At 66.1% G+C, this 18,577-nt stretch carries 20 protein-coding genes; 10 read left to right on the top strand and 10 right to left on the bottom strand.

The annotated features are described in order from the left end of the window. Positions 1 to 204: 204 nt before the first annotated feature. Together V3572_RS17430 and V3572_RS17425 are read right to left on the bottom strand one after the other, a co-directional pair. Complete coding sequence (locus V3572_RS17430) at positions 205 to 627, bottom strand: cytochrome c maturation protein CcmE (protein ID WP_332112304.1); 423 nt, start codon at positions 625 to 627, stop codon at positions 205 to 207. Positions 628 to 635: 8 nt separating this feature from the next. Further along, positions 636 to 1,703: a hemolysin family protein gene (locus V3572_RS17425; protein WP_332112303.1), complete on the bottom strand. Its 1,068-nt coding sequence runs from the start codon at positions 1,701 to 1,703 to the stop codon at positions 636 to 638. 193 nt (positions 1,704 to 1,896) lie between these two features. On the opposite strand from V3572_RS17425, the gene V3572_RS17420 reads away from it, so the two are divergent. After that, entirely contained in the window at positions 1,897 to 3,027 is a 1,131-nt protein-coding gene (locus tag V3572_RS17420) for a cysteine desulfurase family protein (protein ID WP_332112302.1), read from the top strand. Between the two features lie 130 nt (positions 3,028 to 3,157). Here the strand turns inward: V3572_RS17420 and V3572_RS17415 are convergent, their stop codons facing one another. From V3572_RS17415 to V3572_RS17405, 3 genes are all read right to left on the bottom strand, one after another. Beyond that, the gene (locus V3572_RS17415; RefSeq protein ID WP_332112301.1) at positions 3,158 to 3,892 is read right to left on the bottom strand and encodes an energy-coupling factor ABC transporter ATP-binding protein; all 735 of its coding nucleotides are present in this window, start codon (positions 3,890 to 3,892) and stop codon (positions 3,158 to 3,160) included. Next, complete coding sequence (locus V3572_RS17410) at positions 3,889 to 4,449, bottom strand: biotin transporter BioY (RefSeq protein WP_332112300.1); 561 nt, start codon at positions 4,447 to 4,449, stop codon at positions 3,889 to 3,891. The genes V3572_RS17415 and V3572_RS17410 overlap by 4 nt, the downstream gene beginning before the upstream one ends. Positions 4,450 to 4,618: 169 nt before the next feature. Continuing rightward, positions 4,619 to 5,290, bottom strand: a complete 672-nt coding sequence (locus V3572_RS17405) for a queuosine precursor transporter (RefSeq protein ID WP_332112299.1) — start codon at positions 5,288 to 5,290, stop codon at positions 4,619 to 4,621. Between the two features lie 120 nt (positions 5,291 to 5,410). On the opposite strand from V3572_RS17405, the gene V3572_RS17400 reads away from it, so the two are divergent. From V3572_RS17400 to V3572_RS17390, 3 genes are read left to right on the top strand one after another with little or no spacing between them, the layout of a single operon-like run. After that, positions 5,411 to 6,049 carry a TetR/AcrR family transcriptional regulator gene (locus V3572_RS17400; protein WP_332112298.1) on the top strand — a complete coding sequence of 213 codons (639 nt, stop codon included), beginning with the start codon at positions 5,411 to 5,413 and terminating at the stop codon, positions 6,047 to 6,049. Between the two features lie 28 nt (positions 6,050 to 6,077). After that, positions 6,078 to 6,845, top strand: coding sequence for an enoyl-ACP reductase FabI (locus V3572_RS17395; RefSeq protein ID WP_332112297.1), 768 nt, complete (start codon positions 6,078 to 6,080; stop codon positions 6,843 to 6,845). A 1-nt stretch (position 6,846) separates the two neighbouring features. Next, complete coding sequence (locus tag V3572_RS17390; protein ID WP_332112296.1) at positions 6,847 to 7,413, top strand: DUF3795 domain-containing protein; 567 nt, start codon at positions 6,847 to 6,849, stop codon at positions 7,411 to 7,413. 3 nt (positions 7,414 to 7,416) lie between these two features. On the opposite strand, the gene V3572_RS17385 is transcribed toward V3572_RS17390, so the two are convergent. After that, on the bottom strand, positions 7,417 to 7,644 hold the full coding sequence (locus tag V3572_RS17385; protein ID WP_332112295.1) for a MoaD/ThiS family protein: 228 nt from the start codon (positions 7,642 to 7,644) through the stop codon (positions 7,417 to 7,419). A gap of 138 nt (positions 7,645 to 7,782) precedes the next feature. After that, entirely contained in the window at positions 7,783 to 9,513 is a 1,731-nt protein-coding gene (locus V3572_RS17380) for an aldehyde ferredoxin oxidoreductase family protein (protein WP_332112294.1), read from the bottom strand. Positions 9,514 to 9,728: 215 nt separating this feature from the next. On the opposite strand from V3572_RS17380, the gene V3572_RS17375 reads away from it, so the two are divergent. Then, on the top strand, positions 9,729 to 10,337 hold the full coding sequence (locus tag V3572_RS17375) for a hypothetical protein (RefSeq protein WP_332112293.1): 609 nt from the start codon (positions 9,729 to 9,731) through the stop codon (positions 10,335 to 10,337). 78 nt (positions 10,338 to 10,415) lie between these two features. Next, entirely contained in the window at positions 10,416 to 11,159 is a 744-nt protein-coding gene (locus V3572_RS17370; protein ID WP_332112292.1) for a tetratricopeptide repeat protein, read from the top strand. Between the two features lie 119 nt (positions 11,160 to 11,278). On the opposite strand, the gene V3572_RS17365 is transcribed toward V3572_RS17370, so the two are convergent. Genes V3572_RS17365 through V3572_RS17355 form a run of 3 tightly spaced genes read right to left on the bottom strand, consistent with a single transcriptional unit; the run spans position 11,279 to position 14,525 of the window. Then, entirely contained in the window at positions 11,279 to 12,502 is a 1,224-nt protein-coding gene (locus tag V3572_RS17365; protein WP_332112291.1) for an alginate O-acetyltransferase AlgX-related protein, read from the bottom strand. Positions 12,503 to 12,518: 16 nt separating this feature from the next. Next, positions 12,519 to 13,241, bottom strand: coding sequence for a nicotinate (nicotinamide) nucleotide adenylyltransferase (gene nadD / locus V3572_RS17360; RefSeq protein ID WP_332112327.1), 723 nt, complete (start codon positions 13,239 to 13,241; stop codon positions 12,519 to 12,521). Between the two features lie 24 nt (positions 13,242 to 13,265). Continuing rightward, positions 13,266 to 14,525 (bottom strand): glutamate-5-semialdehyde dehydrogenase, encoded by a 1,260-nt coding sequence (locus tag V3572_RS17355; RefSeq protein WP_332112290.1) that lies wholly within the window; start codon positions 14,523 to 14,525, stop codon positions 13,266 to 13,268. Between the two features lie 204 nt (positions 14,526 to 14,729). Here V3572_RS17355 and V3572_RS17350 point away from each other — a divergent pair, with 204 nt between their 5' ends. The 4 genes from V3572_RS17350 to V3572_RS17335 form a co-directional block, all read left to right on the top strand. Continuing rightward, positions 14,730 to 15,419, top strand: a complete 690-nt coding sequence (locus tag V3572_RS17350; RefSeq protein ID WP_332112289.1) for a tetratricopeptide repeat protein — start codon at positions 14,730 to 14,732, stop codon at positions 15,417 to 15,419. A 39-nt stretch (positions 15,420 to 15,458) separates the two neighbouring features. Further along, positions 15,459 to 17,297 (top strand): indolepyruvate ferredoxin oxidoreductase subunit alpha, encoded by a 1,839-nt coding sequence (gene iorA, locus V3572_RS17345; RefSeq protein ID WP_332112288.1) that lies wholly within the window; start codon positions 15,459 to 15,461, stop codon positions 17,295 to 17,297. Beyond that, positions 17,298 to 17,888 (top strand): indolepyruvate oxidoreductase subunit beta, encoded by a 591-nt coding sequence (locus V3572_RS17340; RefSeq protein WP_332112287.1) that lies wholly within the window; start codon positions 17,298 to 17,300, stop codon positions 17,886 to 17,888. It begins immediately after the preceding gene. An 18-nt stretch (positions 17,889 to 17,906) separates the two neighbouring features. Continuing rightward, the coding region (locus tag V3572_RS17335; protein WP_332112286.1) for a GAF domain-containing protein at positions 17,907 to 18,577 on the top strand (671 nt) is incomplete at its 3' end.

Below are 18,577 nucleotides of genomic sequence, written 5' to 3'. Positions count from 1 at the left end.
GCGCATGGCGGCTACAAAAACGGGGCGTGTGGCCCGTCGCCGCACACGCCCCCGTCCCTCTCGCCGAAACTCCTGTCGCGTCCTCGAACTTGGCGTACCTGATTAATTAAAAACAACTCTTTGGAAGAATTCTTTTTTTCTTAAAAATACTGGAGTATTTTTAAGGGACGCAACACTCGTCGCCGTTTGTCCGGAAGCGAAACCTCAACCGATCTTCTCCCGGTTCTGCTTCTCGTACTTGGACGGACACTTGGTCATCAGCGAATTGGCCCCGAAGACGCCGGAGGCGGAATCGAAACCGCCTTCCACGATGACCTCGGCCCCGGGCTTGAAGGTGTCGGGCACCGCGCCCTTGTAGTCCACCCACAGGGTCTTGGCGGTGTTGTCCTTGTCCTCAAGCCTGAAGGTGACCCCCAGGCCGCCCTGGGGGGAGGTCAGGCCCTCGGCGGCCACGGTGCCGAACAGGCGCACCTTGTGGAGCTTGCCCGGCTCCATGGCCATGGCCTCGGAGACGTTCAGGAAATAGGAGCTGTTTTCGCCAAGCCCGGAGACGACAAGATATCCCAGCCCCCCCAGAAAAAGGATCAGGGCCGCCGCGTAAATGCCTTTGGAGCCGTTTTTTTTCATGGTCGCCCTCACGGTTCGCGTGGAGGTTCGTCGGGATCGCCCGGCACGGACATCTGCGTGAGCAACTGGCTGCGCCGCGTCCGGGCCAATTCCCTCATATCAGTCACCTGATCGGTCTCGTCAACGATTTCCTTGCCCAAAATCTCTTCCAGCACGTCTTCCAGGCTGACCACGCCGCTGACGCCGCCGTATTCGTCGAGCACCACGAAAAGATGGGTCCGCGACTCCAAAAACTTCACCAGAAGCCGGTCCAGGGTCATGGTTTCGAGCACGAACCGCACCGGCTTCATGAGCTGGGCCATGGTCAGGTCGTCCTGGTCGTTGGCCAGGGCCTCCAACACCTGTCGGCGGTAGACGATGCCCACCATGTCTTCCGGGTCGTCCGCGTCGTGGACCGGGATGCGGCTGTGGGGCCAGAACGTCCCCTTGGCCATGCCGGTGGTCATGGTGGCGGACAGAGAAAAGACCACGGTGCGCGGGGTCATGATGTCGCTGACGGTCTTGTCGTCCAGCGACAGGATGTTTTTGATGGACAACTCTTCGTAAGGCTTAATCACCCCTTCCTTGCGGGTCAAGCTGACCACGGCCCGCAGATCCTCCTCGGTGGACACCGGCCCCTTGCGCTTGGGGCGCACCATGCGGGCCATGATCCCGCCCACCCAGATCAGCGGCGTCAGGGCCACGATCATGACCTGGATGGGCACGGCCAGATACAGGGCCAGTCGCCGATGATAGGCCACGCCGACGGTCTTGGGGATGATCTCCCCCAGGGCCAGGATCAAAAGGGTGAACCCGGCGGTGAATATCCATACCTGTTCCGGTTCGAACACGGCGGCTGCTGCTGCCCCGGCCACGGCGGCCCCGGCCGTGTTGGCCACGGTATTGAGGGTCAGGATGGCGGTGATGGGCTTTTCCACGTTGGAACGCAGATAGTACAGGTGCTCCCCGGCCTTTTTTCCGTCCTTGCGCAGCTTTTCGATGAAGCTCCAGGGCACGGAATAGAGCATGGCCTCGCTGAGCGAGCAAAAGGCGGACACCAGCACGGCGAAAGTCACGGCGATGATGAGGGTCAGCATGGGGGTAGGGCCGCGACGGCGCAACGGCGCGTCCGGACACCGGGCGTTTGGAAAAACCTGGGGCGCACAGGGAAGGTTGCGGTCTGGCGAAACGGGTCGTGTTCCATTAGGGTAATGCGCTCCGGGCGGTTGCCGCCCCAAAAACGCATTTGTCCTTCTTATGTATTTTTCTTCCGCCTGTAAAGGAGCCTTCATGCGACCGCTGTATTTTGATCACAACGCCACCACTCCCGTGGCCCCCCGGGTCTTTGCGACCATGCGGCCCTTGTTCGAGAGCCATTTCGGCAACCCCGGCAGCGCCCATATCTGGGGCCTTCAGGCCAAAAAGGCCGTGGACGCGGCCCGCGCCCGCGTCGCGGCCCTGATCGGCGCGGCGCCTGAGGAGATCGTCTTCACCGGCTGCGCCACGGAGAGCAACAACACCGTGCTCTTCGGCCATTTCCCGGACCGATCCGGACACCTGGCGGTCTCGGCCGTGGAGCATCCCTCGGTCCTGGCCCCGGCCCGGGCCCTTTCGGCCGCAGGCGTCACGGTCAGCGTCATCCCGGCCAGGCCGGACGGCGTGGTCTCCCCGTCCGACGCCGCCGACCGCATCCTGCCCCAGACGCGGCTTGTCAGCGTCATGCTGGCCAACAACGAAACCGGGGTCATCCAGCCCGTGGCCGATATCGCGGCCCTGGCCCATGCCGCAGGCGCGGGCATGCATGTGGACGCCTCCCAGGCCGTGGGCAAGATCCCGGTGAACGTGGACGCGCTTGGCGCGGACTTTCTGACCATCGCCGGACACAAGCTCTACGCCCCGAAAGGGGTGGGCGCGCTCTACGTGCGAAAAGGCATGGAGCTCCCGCCGCTTCTTCTGGGCGGCGGCCAGGAGGGGGGGCTGCGTTCGGGCACGGAAAACGTGGCCTTGATCGCGGGCCTCGGCGAGGCCTGCGCCATGGCCGCCGAAGACGTGGCCCGCGAGGCGGCCCGGCAGGAGCAGATTCGCGACGCCGTGGAGGCCGGGCTCCTCGGGCTTGGATACGACGCCATGCTTCACGGGGAGGGCGCGTCCAGGCTGCCCAACACCACGTTTCTCGGCTTTGCGGGATTTCGGGCCGTGGACATCCTGTCGGAATGCGTGACCGAGGACATCGGCTGCGGGGCCGGGGCGGCCTGCCACGGCGCGGACACTTCGATCTCCCCGGTGCTGGCGGCCATGGGCGTTGACCGGACCTTTGCTGAGGGAACCATCCGGCTGTCGCTTGGACGGTCCACCACCCTGGGCGACGGCATGGAGCTTGTGGAGCGGCTGGGGGGGATACTTCGCCGCCTGTCCCGGTGACGCCGACACGGACATTCATTGGGGCCGTCTTTGGGGCATTCTTTGGGACCGACTGCGGGACTGTCGGCGGGGCCGCCTTCGGAGCTGATTGCGGGACAGTCGGCGGGGCGGCCTTACCCGTCCGCCTCCCCTACTGCGCCTCGTCGTCCCACCGGGCGTACGGGGGCCTGACGCCGTAGGGCCGCAGCCCGGGCAGGACGGTCTCCGGGGCGCCCTCGCAGGCGATGACCCCCTCGTGCAGCACCAGGACATGGTCGGCCAGGTCGGCCAGGGGGTCGAGTTCGTGGGCGGCGGCCACCTGGGTCAGCCCGGCGGCGGCGTTTTGGCGCAGGATGCGGCGCATTTCCAGAACGCCCGGATAGTCGAGGTTGCTTAAGGGCTCGTCGAGCAAAAGCACCTGCGGCGGCCCTTCGTCCGGCGCGTGGACCAGGGCGGCGGCCAGGCACAGCTTGCGGCGCTGGCCAAAAGACAGGGTATGCACCGGCGCGTCCCACAAGGCCAAAAGCCCCATGCGCCGGGCGGCGTTTTGGGCCACGTCCAGGAACCGGGGGTCGCGGGGGTCGCCGGAAAGCGTCAGGTCTTCGCCCACGGTCGCGCCGAGGATCTGCATGTCCGGGTCTTGGAGCACCAGGCGCACGGCGCGCCGGATGCCGTCCTCGTCCCCGGGGGAGACGCGCCCCCCCACGCGCACGGTCCCGGCGTCTGGGGTGAGAATGCCCGCCACAAGGGCCAGAAGCGTGGATTTGCCCGCCCCGTTTCGCCCGGCCAGGATGGTCAGCGCCTTGCCTGGCGCGCACCCGGTGGCCCCGCGCAGGACCGGACGGTTTTTTTCATGGGCAAAAAAAAGGTCCGTGAAGGCGATCACGCCGGAAGCAGCCTTTTGGCGCGCAGATGCCGGTAACAGGCGATGGCCAGGGCCATCTTGACGAGATCGGAGGGAATAAACGGCACAAAGCCCACGGCGGCGGCCCTGGCCAGGTCGGTGTTCATGACCGCGGTCAGACGCACGACGCCCGGGGTGAAAAGGACCACCGAGCCCAGCAGACCGAAGGCGATGCCGCGCAGCCAGGGCAGCTCCCCGGGCTGGCCGTCCGCCCCCCGGCGCGGGGCCAGGCCGTAGACGGCGGCCTGGAGCACGAACCCCAGCAAAAACCCGCCGGTCGGCCCCAGCAGATGGGCGAAACCCGAGGAGCCCTTGGAGAAGACCGGCAGCCCCAGCACCCCGGCGGCGATGTACAGCAAGACCGCCACGGGGCCGCGCACGGGCCCCAGGATCAGGCCGCAGAGCATGATGAAAAAGGTCTGGAGGGAAAAGGGCACCGGGCCGATGGGAAACTGGATGTGCGCGCCCACGGCCGTGAGCGCGGCCAGCACGGCGGTCCACACCAGACGGTTGACGGAGGCGACGGAGGCGCTTTGCATGGGTTAAGTCCTTGGCGGCGGATTGGAGTGGACGGCACAGCCACGGCGGCCCCGCAACAACGCGGGGGCTCTCCGGACAGCCCCTTTCCCGGGGCGCGACAGCGGCCCAGGCCGCCCCGCTCCGGCAAAGCTTTGCCGCGCCGCCGGGCGAATCGGCGGAAAGGCCGGTCTAGGCTCCCACCCGGAAGGGATTGAAGTCCGTGTGGCGGTCGTAGTAGTCTTCGTTCTCGGAACGCTTGAGGAAGCCCACGATGGCGTAGGTGGCCGGGGTGAAGGCGATCTCCACCAGGGTCTTGAACACGAAGTTGGAGGCGATGAGCGTGCCAACGAGCTCAAGCGGCAACACGCCCGTAAAGGCCACGGCCACGAAGACCACCGTGTCCACCACCTGGCCGAAAAGCGTGGAGCCGATGGTGCGCATCCACAGGAAGCGGCCCTCGGTTTTGACCTTGAGCTTGGCCAGGACGTAGGAATTGACGAATTCGCCGCAAAAATAGGCGGCCAGGCTGGCCAGGACGATGCGCGGGGTGAGCCCCAAAATGGCGTCGTAGGCCTCCTGGTGGGGCCAGTCCGCAGCCGGGGGCAGCGCGCCCACGAACATGAACACGGCGGCCATGACCAGGGTGGCCATAAAGCCCATCCAGATCACCCGGCGGGAGCGCGAATAGCCGTAGACCTCGGTGAGGATGTCGCCGAAGATGTAGCTTAAGGGAAACAGGATGGTGCCGCCGTCGAAGGTGAAGGGCCCCAGGTCCAGGATCTTGGAGGAGGCCACGTTGGAGATGAGAAGGACGCTGACGAAAAGGGCGGTGATGGCGTCCAGGTGCTTGTAGTGTCGCATGAAATCCTCGTTGCGTCGTGATGGTGGAACAGGGGTAGCTACAAGATTCGGACGGGGATGACAAGCCGGTCTGAAAAGCGCCTCCCGGCTACCGGGAAGGCAATAGTTTCAGGAGGTTGCGTGGCGGGAAAAAAGGTGATCCCCATCGGCCGGACCATGACCACCCGGCAGCGGCTGGTTGCGTCCGTGGGCCGGGTGCTGGCCCGGGAGGGCTTTCGGGGCTTCGGACTGGGCAAGGTGGCCCTGGAGGCCGGGGTGGACAGACGGGTGATCTCCCGGCATTTTGGGGGACTGGCGGAACTGGTGGCCGAGTTCGCCCGGTCCCCGGACTTCTGGCCGACCACGGCGGAGATCCGGGCGGGCATGGAGGCCGCCGGGCCCGGGGCCGGGGCTGGGGACAGCGCCGAGGGGCAGCTCGCCGCCTTTCATAAGGGATTTTTGCGGGCGCTTCTCAACCGCCCCCAGACGTTGGACATCCTGGCCTGGGAGACGATGGAGCGCACCAGCGTCTCCCGGATGCTGGAGCAGGCCCGGGTGCGGGTGGCCCTGGAATGCTTCGAAGGCCTGACCGGCGAGGCGCCCGACGCCCCGGGGCTGACGGGGATCGTGGCGGTCATGGGCGCCGCCGTGCTCTTTTTCGCCGTCCGGGCCCGCCTGGGCGGCCATTTCGGAGGGCTCGACCCCAACGATCCGGCCGATCTGGCCCGCATCGACACGGCCGTGGACGCCCTGGTCTGCGGCGTTTTTTCCAGACTGTAAACCGGCCGCAGACGCGGCGGGAGGCGCCATGAAACTTTTGGAAGGGAAAAAGGCCCTGGTGTTCGGCGTGGTCAACGAACGCAGCATCGCCTACGGCATCGCCAAGTGCTTTGTGGAGCACGGGGCCAGCCTGGGCCTAAGCTACGCGGCCGAGCCGATCTTAAAACGCATAACCCCGATTGCCCAGGAGCTTGGGGCGGATTTCGTCCTGCCCTGCAACGTCGCAAACGACGAGGAGATCGCCCGGGCAGCCGCGTTCGTGAAAGAAAAATGGGAGCATGTGGACATCCTGGTGCATTCCATCGCCTTTGCCCGGCGCGAGGATCTGGCCGGGCGGTTCATCGACACCAGCCGGGAGGGGTTCTCCATCGCACTCGACGTCTCGGCCTATTCCCTGGTGGCGCTGTGCCGGGCCTTCGAGACCCAGTTTTCAAACGCGGCCTCGGTCATCACCTTAAGCTATTACGGCGCAGGCAAGGTGGTGGCCAACTACAACGCCATGGGCGTGGCCAAGTCGGCGCTGGAGGCCAGCGTGCGCTATCTGGCCGTGGATCTGGGGTCGCGCGGGGTGCGGGTCAACGCCATCTCCGCCGGGCCGGTCAAGACCATGGCCGCCTCGGCCATCAGCGGCTTCAAGACCATCCTGGAGCGCATCGAGGAGAAATCGCCCATGCGGCGCAACATCACCATCGAGGACGTGGGCAAGTCCGCCCTGTACCTGGCCTCGGACCTGTCGTCTGGCACCACCGGGGACGTGGTGTTCGTGGATTCGGGCTACAACATCATGGGGGTGTAGCGTGGCTGGCGACGCAGGGACGCGCCGCGCCCCGCCTGGGCCTGCCCAGCCGGAGGCGCCGGACACGCCGGTCGCTCCGAAAACGGCAGCCGTGCCCGGCACGCCGGAAAGGCCGACCCTCCCCACGGACAGGGCCGGGATCGCGGCCCGTATTGCGGCCTGCGGCCTGGACTGCGGCCGCTGCCTGAGCCATCCGCACAGTCCCATCAGCCGCCATGCCCGGGGGCTTTTGGCCGAACTGGGCAGTTTCGCGGCCCGGGCGGCGTTTTTCGCGCGCCTGGACCCGGCTTTCGATCACTACGCAGCGTTTGAGGCGGTGGCGACGCGGTTCGCCGCCGCCGACTGTACGGGCTGCCGGTCGGGGAAGTGTCTCTTGGGGAACTGCGCCGTGCAGACCTGCGTGAAAGAGCGCGGCGTGGATTTTTGCTACGAGTGCGGGGAATTTCCCTGCCACCGCACCGGGTTTTCCGAGATGCTGCACGCCAGGTGGCTGGCCAACAACGAAAAGATGAGGGAACTGGGGCTTGCGGCGTATATGGCCTGGGTGGCGCGGCAGGCGAGGTACTAGGTCTCACCCTCCCCCCACGGCGGGGAAAATCCCCACCCGGCAGCCGTCGCGCACGGGCGCATCCAGGGCCGCCGCCACCCCGTCCACAAAGACGATCTTCACCTCGGCGGGCGCGACGCCAAGTGCGGCCAGCACGTCGGCCAGCGTGGCCCCGTCCGCGACCTCGTACCGATCCGCCCCGGCCGGGGTATGTTTCGTAAGCGTAGCGAAGCACTTGACGGAAATATGCATGCCTTCCCTCCTTATCCAAAGCGCGATCAAATGAAAAGCGGCCGGGAACCTCCGCGAAGGGGATTCCCGGCCGCCGCTAAACCGTCATCATGGGCGCGGCCTGCGGACATCTCCAGTCCGCTTCCTTCGCCCGTGGCGCTAGGACACCTTGGCGCCCTGAAGCTCGTCCGGGGTGAAATCCCAGGTGGTGTTGTGCGGGGCCAGGGGCTCGGCGAAGAACTCCGGCAACTGGTCGTGCTCCTTGGTGAACCCGGCCTTGGTGTTGAACGCGATCTCGTCTTTCAGGGTGTTCACGCCCAGGGCCAGGAAGTCCGCAGGACCGAACGGCTTTCCGGTCACGGCCGCGATCTGGTCGCTCATGACCTGCACCGCGTCCGCCGTATCCAGCACCGCAAAGGCCACGAACAGGCAGAAGCCCACGGCGTCGATGGCGGCTGTGGCGATCTGGAGGTTTTTGGACAGCTCCACCTGGCCGGCCTTGGTCATGGGGTTCACGTCGCCGCCGCACTTGAGGATGTTCTGGCACACGGCGTATCCGGCCGTATGGTCCGCGCCCATGGGCGTGGTGGCGTAGGTCACGCCGACGCCCTTGACCGAGCGCGGGTCGTAGGCCGGAAGGGCCTGGCCCTTGACCTCGGCCACCCGGGTCACCCCGAAGGCCTGCCCAGCGAACTTGGCCCCGTTGCCCATGATCCGGCCCAGCGAATCGGACGGGTCGCCCACCCGGTGCAGCAGCTCCAGGGCGGCCTTGCTGTCGCCCCAGGGGATGATCCCGCCGTCCATGGCCACGGCCACGGCGTTGCCCATGTCGATGGTGTCCAGGCCCAGGTCGTCGCAGGCGTGGTCCATGCGGGCGATGTCGTCGATGTCGCTCACGAGGCAGTTGGCCCCGAAGGCCCACACGGTCTCGTATTCCAGGCCCGAGGACAGATAACCGCCCTTTTCGTCCACAAAGGTCTGGGAGCACTGGATGACGCAGCCGGGATGACAGCCTTCCTTGGGCTTGCCGCCCCGGGCCTGCATGAGCTCCACCATCTTCTCGCCGCTGATGTCGGCGACCTGGTCGAAGCGGCCAAAACGGAAGTTCTTGGTGGGCAGGGCCCCGGCCTCGTTGATGATGTTGACCAGAATCGAGGTGCCGAAGCCCGGCAGGCCCTGGCTGGTCACCGGATGCGACCCCAGGATCTCCACCCAGCGCTTGTTGGCGGCCTTGAAGGCCTCCTTGTCGGCCACGGGCACCCCCGTCGCGCCGGTGTCGTCCACCACCACGGCCTTGATCTTTTTCGATCCCATGACCGCGCCCAACCCCCCGCGACCGGCCGCCCGGGCCGGACGGCCCTTGGGATCGGTGAACTGCACGGATGCCGCCAGGCGGCAGGTCTCCCCGGCTGGGCCGATGAGCATGACCGCCGCCCGGGAGCCGTAAGCGGCCAAAAGTTTTTCGGAAGTCGCATAGGTTCCCAGTCCGGCCAGTTCCGGGGCCTCCACGATGCTCACGCCGTCGGCCTTGACCACGACCACCACGGGCGCGGCGGAGTCCTCGGGCTTGTTCTCGAAGACCATGGCCTGGATGCCCAACTTGGCCATCTTCTGGGAGAACAGGCCGCCGGAGTTGCTCTCTTTGATGCCGCCGGTCAGCGGCGACTTGGCCCCAAGCGAGATGCGGCCCGAGTTGGCGGCGGCCGTGCCGGTGAGGATTCCGGCGGCGGCCACCAGCTTGTTGGACGCGCCCAGGGGATGGCTCAGGGCGGGAACCTCTTCGAGGATCAGGCGCGAGGTGAGCGCTCGGCCGCCCATCCCGGCGTATGCGCCCATGTCGCTGAAGGCGAAGGTCCGTTTTTTGGTGTCGATGCGAAGCAGTCTGCTCATGTGTGTTCCTCCTTGAGCCAGGCGCTGGGGATGCGGCCTGATCGTCATTCTGTTATGCGACGTCACTCTCAACACTATTTATGCCAAACAAGACATAAGCCAACATTGACACATTGCAATATTGACATAACAAACGCAATATGCATTGCATATAGCATGGCGTTCTGAGAAACAAAAGGGGGTTGTGCATGGATATGACAAACGAGGAGAGGACCATGAAGAATGTAGAAAGGGACGCCATTGTCGAGCTTACCCTCGATGAGCGCGGCATGGCCCGTTTTGTAAGCCTGCTTGCCGGGGGCGTGGGGGTGGGCGTGACCGGGCCGTGCGGCCTGGGCATGTTTCTAGGGGAGAACCTCGGACTCGAACCGGGCTACATCCGGGACCGGTTGCGGACGATCTTCGTCAACGGCCAACCCGTGGACGACATCGCCCACACCCTGCTCGCCCCAGGCGACGAACTGGCCCTGTCCGTGGCCATGCCCGGGTTGGTGGGCATCTGCATGCGCCTGGACAGCCCGTTTAAATCCTTCCGGGGAGACATCACCCACGGCCGGGCGGCCTCCCGCAGCCATTTAGGTGACCAGGCCGGGACGGTGACCGTAAAACTGTTCAACTTCATCGCCCGGGAGATCGGGCCCGGACTCCTGGCCCGGGGGGTCGCCATCGGCGGCGGGCGGCTGGTCCGGGCCGTTGCCGATGGGAAGGGCATCGTGTCCGCACGGTACGGCGACGCGGACTGCGGCGTGTCCGGGCTTACCGCACAACTTCAGGCCAGGCCGGATGCGGCGTATTTCGTGCGCGCGGCGCAAAACACCCCGTAATATTGAAAAAGAACAGGGAGGAGCTCTTGCCGGGGCCTTCGGTTTGGGCCATAACCGTGGTCAGGAGGGAGAAGGCACATGCCCGAATATCCCATCATCCTCGGCGTCTATTCCCTGGCCATGCAAACCGACCTGGGCGTCGGCGACACGGCCGGGAAACATCAATCCCTGACCTACTGGTACGCCCGGCAACTCGACGCCGAACGCTTCGAGGTGCAACCCCTCAATGTGCACCATGTGCCTTCCGGGGTGAAAAAGGAGCTGCCCGTCAAGGACTTCCTGACCCAGTACGTGCCCGAACCGCGATACTACAAGCTGCATACGGTTCCGGCCCTGGAGACGCTGGCCAAAAAACTCGAGCAGGGTGAACAAGCCTTTTCCCTGGGGAATCTGGACGAGGCCGAGCGGCAGTTCGTCAAGGCGCTGATGATCGACGATCTCAACGTCACGGCGACCTATGGCGTGGGCAAGGTGGCCTCGGAAAAAAAGGATTACGTGAAGCTCAAGAAGGTGCTGGGGACGCTTTTGCACCTGGACGAGGCCTTCTCCCGGGAATATCGGGAGCAGTTCAACAGTTTCGGCATCACCCTGCGCAAAAACAAGAACTACGACGAGGCCCTGGCCTTCTATGGCCGCGCCCTGGAACTCAGCGCCAACGACGACCATGTGCATTTCAACATGGCCCGGGCCTACTACGAGAAAAACACCGTGGACGCCTGCATCAAGCACCTCAACCTGGCCCTGTCCATCCGGCCCGATTTCGTCGAGGCCCGCAAATTTCTCGATTACGTCATGAAGCACATGGGGAGCGCCACGGCGTAAGCGGCGTCAGACCGTGGCGTACCCGGGGATGATATGCCGCCCGGGAAACGCCTCCATGCGCTTTTCGAACGCGGCGCCGCCCAAACGGCCTGTCTTTTTCAAAAAATCCGTCGCAACTTTCAGTCTCCCGAGGCCGCCGTCGGCTCCCGTTTCTGTAGCGGCCGGGCCGAGGGCACGAAGTAGCGTTCCGTGAACTCCTCCACCACAATGTTCGCCCGCTCCCGCTCGATGAGCTCCGTGTCGAAATAGCGCGGTTCCATCTCCGTCTGGGGATTCATCCAGGCATAGACCGCAAAGCGGAAATGCTCGGCCAGAAAAGGCAAAAGCTCCCAGAAAAAGGAATCGTGAAAAAACACCGCCCGGGGCAGCCCCTCCCCCACAGGCCCCGTTACCTCCGAGGCCACCAGGGGTTGGAAGTAGCCCGGATGGGTCGAGGCCGGATAGCTCGTGCCCCGGGCCCTGGCCCCGCCTGCGGCGTTGACGTACAGCACACGCGCCTCGGGGAGATAGTCCTGAAGTCCCAGCAAAAAGGCCAGATCGCCGGGGAGCCCGGCATATTCCACCGGCGTGTAATCCCCGGGCCCAAAAGGCCGGATGTTCGGGAAAAGCGGCATCACATGGCGCATGATCTCCCGGTAGGCGGCAAACGCGCCATGGGCGTTCCAGTGGCTGTCCATGGCGTAGAAGACCTGATGCTCTTTTTTCGCGGCGGCAAGGGCCGGGCGCAGATCCACCACATCCAGGGCGGCGTGGTCCGCCAGATAGCGCAGTAACTGGTCCAGGTGCGAGTCCTCCACCGGGCGGGTGAAGGCCTCGGGGAGCTTTTCGGGATAGACCGTGTTCTTGTTGGGGGCCACCACCACCAGATAGGCGATGCCCCGGGCCGCGCACCAGTCCCGGCGGGCGGTGAGCACCTCAAGCACCCGGCGCATCTTGGCCTCGGGAAGGGGCCGTGTGGTCCGGAAATCCTCAAGAATGTTGCGGTCGGGGCCGTCCTGGGACAAAAACAGCCACCTGTCCCGGCCCATGACCACGGGATTGTTGTCCTGGGAGGATTTGAGCAGAAAGGCGTTGACGTAGTTGTACCAGGTGATGAGCCGACCGCGCAGGCCGAAATGTTTTTCCAGATATCCGCCGCGCAAGGCGTTGAACACCCTCACCCAGTCTGCGGGCGCGGCGTCCAGGGGAGGCAGGCCCTCCATCCCCGATTCGGCCACGGCCGTGACTCGTCCCCGGCGCAACAGTTCGCTGGCCCCCGGCGCCAGGATCAACGCCGAAAAAATCACGATGGATAAAATCGTGGTCGCGAGCCGAACCCGCGAGGGAAAGATTGGCGCCAACATCACCACATCCTGTTGTTCAGCCTGCGGGCGGCCCAGCCGCAGCCGGGGGACACCCCCAGGCCAGGTCCGCCTCGTCCCGTATGGACGCAAGCTCCTGCAAAACCGCGTCCGGCGCCAGAAAGCGCAACGTCCGCCCGCCAAGCCAGCGCTCCCGCACCAGGGAGGCGCTGATGTCCAGGCGGGGTATCTCCAGACAAAAAAGCATGTGCCCGCCGGGCGTGGCCCAGGCCGCGCAGGCCGATACGCCCGGCGGCAGGGACCGGGCCGTGGCCCCAAGCCCGGCGCCCTCCCCGGCCAGATACGCGGCGATTTCATCGCCCCCCAGGCCCTCCCGGCCCAGCACCGCCAGATGGGCCAGCCGGGGCAGCTCGAACCCCCGCCTCCAGGTGGCCAGGTTGAGCAAGTCCCCTGTCCCCATGATGAAAAAAAGTTCCGCCCCGGGATTTTCGTCCCGGTACCGGGCCAGGGTGTCGTACGTATATGAGGGTCCGGGCCGTCGGGACTCCAGGTCGTTGACCGCAAAACCCGGCATGTCGGCCACGGCGGCCCGCAAAAGGCGCAGCCTGGCGGCGAAGCCGAGCATGGGGCTTTCCGGCTTGTGGGGCGGCCGGGCCGACGGCACGAAATCCACCCGGTCCAGCCCGAGCCCCTCGGCGGCCTCCAGCGCCGCCCGCAGATGGCCGCAATGCACCGGGTTGAAGCAGCCCCCGAAGATGCCGATGCGCCGTGGCGGCGACATTCCCTTCACGGTCAACGACGCCCCCTATCCCCGCACCTGTCCCTGGCCCAGGACCACGAACTTGGCCCCGGTCAGCTCCGTGACCCCCATGGGGCCGTAGGCGTGCAGTTTGGAGGTGCTGATGCCTATTTCGGCCCCAAGGCCCAATTCCCCGCCGTCGTTGAAGCGCGTGGAGCAGTTGACCCCGACCATGGAGGCGTCGGCCAGCCGCAAAAAGGCCATGGCCCGGTCATGGTTGGTGGTCAGGATGACCTCGGTGTGGTTCGAGCCGTACGCCGCGATGTGATCCAAGGCCTCGTCCATGGAGTCCACCACCTTCACGGCCAGGATCAGGTCGTGAAATTCGTGCCCGAAGTCCCCGGGGGCGGCGGCCACGGCCCCCTGGCCCAGAAGCGGCAGGCTGCGCGGGCAGGCCCGGAAGCTGACCCCGGCCCGGCCCAAGGCCTCGGCCGCCCGGGGCAGAAAGGAGGCCGCCCGGTCGGCATGCACCAACAGGCATTCCAGGGCGTTGCACACCCCGGGACGCTGGGCCTTGGCGTTGACAACCACGGCCAGGGCCTGGTCTTCGTCCGCCTCGGCGTCCAGGTAGGCGTGGCAGACGCCTTTGTAATGTTTGAGCACGGGCATGGTGGCCTGTTCGCTGACGGCCCGGATGAGCCCCTCGCCGCCCCGGGGGATCATGACATCGATATATTCATCGAGCTTGCACAGGGCGGCCACGGCGGCCCGGTCGGAGGTCTCCACCAGGCAGGCGGCGTCACCGGGCAGCCCGGCCTCGGCCAGGGCCTTTTGCATGACCCCGGCCAGGGCCATGTTGGAGGCCAGGGCCTCGGAACCGCCCTTTAAAATCACGGCGTTTCCGGCCTTCAGGCACAAGATGGCGGCGTCGATGGTGACGTTGGGACGCGATTCGTAGATCATGCACACCACGCCCAGGGGGATGCGCATGCGGCCCACGAGCAGGCCGTTTTCGCGTTTTTTCAGGGCGTCGATCCCGCCCACGGGGTCGGGCATGTCCGCCACCTCGCGGCAGGCCTTGGCCATGGCGGCCATGATCGCCGGAGTCAGGCGCAGCCGGTCCAGGCGCGGGGCGTCGAGCCCGGCGGCGGCGGCTTTTTCCAGATCCCGGGCGTTGGCCTCGTACACCCCGGCGGGTTCGGCGGCCAAAAGATCGGCCAACAGGTGCAAGGCCCGGGCCTTGACAGCCGGATCGGCTCCGGCCATGAGCCGGGAGGCGCGTTTGGCGCGTTTGGCCAAGTCAAGCATGGCTGCGGCGGCGTCCATGGAGTGTGTCCTCGCTTTTGTTCATGGTCGAAAACATTCCGTGGCTTGGCAACAACCGCAAAAAAAGTCAACGGGCGGCCAGGACTCGGAGGCCGGAAGGGGACGCGCCGCAAGTCCCAGGGCTTTTGACAGCCCGCCCGGTTTCTGCTTAAAAGTCTTGTTCTTTTGCATTTCGCACCACATCCCCATTTTGGAGGAATACCCATGGCCGATCAGACGAAAAAACCCGCCGCGCCGCACGCCGAGGACAAGGCCGCCCATGCGGCCGAAGACCACGGCCTTCTGGCCCGGCTTGTCCTTGCCTACTGGAAGCCCGCCGCCATCGCCGCCCTTGTGGCCCTGGCAGGGTCCGGAGGCATGGCCCTGTACGAAAAATACCAGGCCTCGCGCATCGCCGGGATCACCGAAAAAATCGGGAAGATCGCGGCCGAAAAAACGGGCCCGGATCGCCTGGCCGACCTCAAGGCCCTGCTGGCCGAGGCCCCCTCGGGGGCCAGGGAAGGCGTGCTCCTGGAGATGGCCAAGGCCGCCCAGGACGCAGGCGACCTGCCCGCTGCGGCCCTGGCCTGGGAGGATCTGTCCAAATCCTCCGACGGCGCGGTGCGCTCCCTGGCGGAACTGGGACAGGCGGCCATCCTGACCAAGACCGGGGACACGGCCAAGGCCTTGCAGATCCTGGAGAAAGCCCGGGGCACGGCCTCGAAGCCGTTTCTTTTGGCCATAGACCGCCAGATGGCGGTGACCGCCGAGGCCGCCGGCGACCTCAAGGCGGCGCTGACGGGATATGAGCGCATGAAGTCGGAAAGCTCCATGCAGAACATGTCGTACATCGATTCCAAGATCGAGGCCCTGCGGGCCAAGATCGAGGCGGGCGGACAAAAAAGCAACGGTTAGGCCACCGGGTTTTCCGGAACCCGACGGGAGTTTGCACACATGGGCAAGGAGCTTTTGGACCGGGAAGGCGGGGCGAGGCATTTTCTGCTCGGCAACGAGGCCATCGTCCGGGGGGCGCTTGAGGCAGGGGTGGACATGGTGACCTGTTATCCGGGAACCCCCTCCTCGGAGGTTCCGGACACCTTTTTTCGGCTCTCGCCGCAGGGGCCTTATCGTTTCGAATATTCCGTCAACGAGAAGGTGGCCCTGGAGGTCGGGGCCGGGGCCAGCCTGGCCGGGGCCAGGACGCTTGTGACCATGAAGCACGTGGGCGTCAACGTGGCCGCCGATCCCTTGCTGACCCTGGCCTACGTGGGGTCGCCCGGGGGATTCGTGCTGCTGTCGGCCGACGACCCGGGTTGCCATTCCTCGCAAAACGAACAGGACAACCGCTGGTACGCCCGTCTGGCCGGACTGCCCTGCATCGAGCCGGGCACGGCCCAGGAATGCAAGGACTTCACCCGGGCGGCCATGGAGCTGTCGCGACAGTTCGGCCATCCGGTCCTTGTGCGCACCACCACCCGGGTCAACCACGTGCGCGGTCCGGTGACCTTCGCGGCCCTGCCCGAAAAGACCCCTGCCGCGCCCTTCGTGAAAAACCCCTTCCGCTACGTGCCGCTTCCGGCCTCGGCCCGGGCCATGCGCCTGGCGCTTCTGGACAAGCTCGACGCCTTGGCCGCCGCGGCCGACGCCTCGCCCTTAAACACCGTCTCCGGCCAGGGGCGCGTGGGATTCGTGGCCTCGGGCATCTGCCGGGCCTACCTGCATGACGCGCTGTTCGAGACGGGGCTTGTCGGCAAGGTCAAGGTTCTGGACCTGGGCTTTTCCTCTCCGCTGCCGGCCAACCTCATCGCCGATTTCGCCGCCGGACTGGACACCCTGGTGGTTCTGGAAGAGGTCGATCCCATTGTGGAGAACGAGATCCGGGCCTTGTTCCAACGCAGGGGCCTGACGGCTGCGGTCGTGGGCAAGGGGGAACACCTGCCGCGCTTCGGCGAATATTCCCCGGAGATCGTGGAGGCGGCGGTGCGCGCCGTGTGCGGCCTGCCCGCGCGGGAAAAGTCCCTGTACGCCGTACCGGCCGACCTGCCCAAACGTCCGCCCAACATGTGCGCCGGGTGTCCGCATCGGGCCTCGTACCACGCCGTGCGCCAGGTCTTTGGGGACGAACCGGTCTATTCCTCGGACATCGGCTGCTACACCTTAGGGATCCAGCCGCCCCTGTCGGCCGCCGATTTTCTTTTTTGCATGGGCTCCTCGGTCAGCGCCGGAAGCGGCTTCGCCGCCGCCTCGGGTCGGCCCGTGGTGGCCTTCATCGGCGACTCAACCTTCTTCCATTCCGGCATCACCGGGCTTATCAACGCTGTGGCCAACAACCACGAGTTGCTCCTGGTGATCCTGGACAACCGCACCACGGGGATGACCGGGCACCAGCCGCATCCGGGCGTGGACCACACCATCTTCGGGGAGTTCTCCTCCAAGGTGGACCTGGCCGGGCTGGTGACGGCCTGCGGCGTGACGCCCGTGCGGGTCAATCCCTTCAACCACAAGGCCACGGTGGCGGCCCTGACGGAACTGAAGGGCCAGTCCGGGGTCCGGGTGCTCATCGCCGAGGCCCCCTGCCCCATCCACGCCCGCAAGGTCAAAATCGCGCGCAAGACCCCGCCCGCCCAAGTGGCTGGCGATCCCGGCAAGTGTCTGGCCTGCCGGGACGAACTGGCCTGTCCGGCCTTCTCCATGGTGGAGGGGGTCTTCGCCATCAATGCCGAGGCCTGTTCGGGCTGCATGTACTGCGTGCAGCTTTCCCCGGAAATCAAAGCCCGCAAGAAGGACGGATAAATGCAGCGCCATCGCATTTTTCTCACCGGCGTCGGCGGCCAGGGAACCCTCACCTCCACCCGCCTTCTGGCCCTGGCGGCCATGGACGCGGGGCTTGACGTGGTCTCGGGCGAGATCCACGGCATGGCCCAGCGCGGCGGCGTGGTGGAGTCCACGGTGCTTTTGGGCGGTTTCACAAGCCCCAAGATCAGCCCGGGGGAGGCCGACATCCTGCTCGGCTTCGAGTCCCTGGAGGCCCAGCGGGCCTTGTCCATGCTGCGCCAGGGCGGATTTGCGGCCGTCAGCACCGACCCCATCCCCCCCTTGAGTTCGGCCCTGGAGCGGGAACCCTATCCGCCCCTGGAGGCCATCAGCGCGCCCATCCGGGAGTGGGCCGGGGAGGCGATCTTCATCCCCTGCCACGCCCTTGGGGTCAAGGCGGGCAATCCGCAAAGCGCCAATACCGCGCTCTTGGGCGCGGCCTGCGCCGCCGGGGCCTTTCCCTTCGGCATGGAGGCCATGGAAGCGGCCATCAAAAAACATCTGCCGCCCAAGATCGTGGACGTCAACCTGGCCGCCTTGCGGCTGGGGGCGGACGCCCTCGGCCGTTGAGCGGAATCCGGGCGGGACATGAACGGACTCTCATCCTTTGAAAGCGGCTGGCCCATCTTCCTGACCACGCTCACGCGCATCATTCAGGAAACAGGCCCCAACATCCCCGTGCGTCAGGGGTTGGAAAACACCCTGGACATCCTGGTGGGCAACCTGGGATATCGCCGGGTGCATATCGAGTTGTTCGACCTGCCCCGAAAAAACACCAAAATCAGTTTGGACCGGGGCCGCGACCAGGGGATTTCCCACCTCTTCGGCCCCGGTCCCCTGGCCACGGGCCAGGTCATGGCCACCCGGCGCACCCTGGTCATCGGCGACGTCAAAGATCACCCCGACTTCATCGGACGCCCCCCAGAGGAGTTGGAAACCCTGTCGTTTTTGTGCGTGCCCATCCATGCCCCCAAACCCGTCCCCGCCAACCACCCGGGCCCTGCCGCCGCCGAGTCCCTGTCCCCGTCCGGCCCGGACGCCGCCCCGGGGCTGGCCGAGGCGTTCAGCCAGGACGACTCCTTCGGCCAGGAGCAGGGCGCCGTGCTGGGCACGCTCAGCGTGGACATCCCCAAGGCCCCGCCGGTCTTTCTGGAGGCCCACTGCGATTTTCTAAGCGTGGTGGCGACGCTGGTGGGCAGCCTGTCCATCCGGCTTCGCGACGAGCTCACCCGCCCCCGCCGCCGTCTGCCCCAGCCCCC

It is taken from the genome of Desulfolutivibrio sp., from assembly GCF_036584575.1.
GTDB lineage: Bacteria > Desulfobacterota > Desulfovibrionia > Desulfovibrionales > Desulfovibrionaceae > Desulfolutivibrio.
Note: the sequence above shows the minus strand (reverse complement) of the source record. Positions and strands in the feature narration are given on the sequence as shown.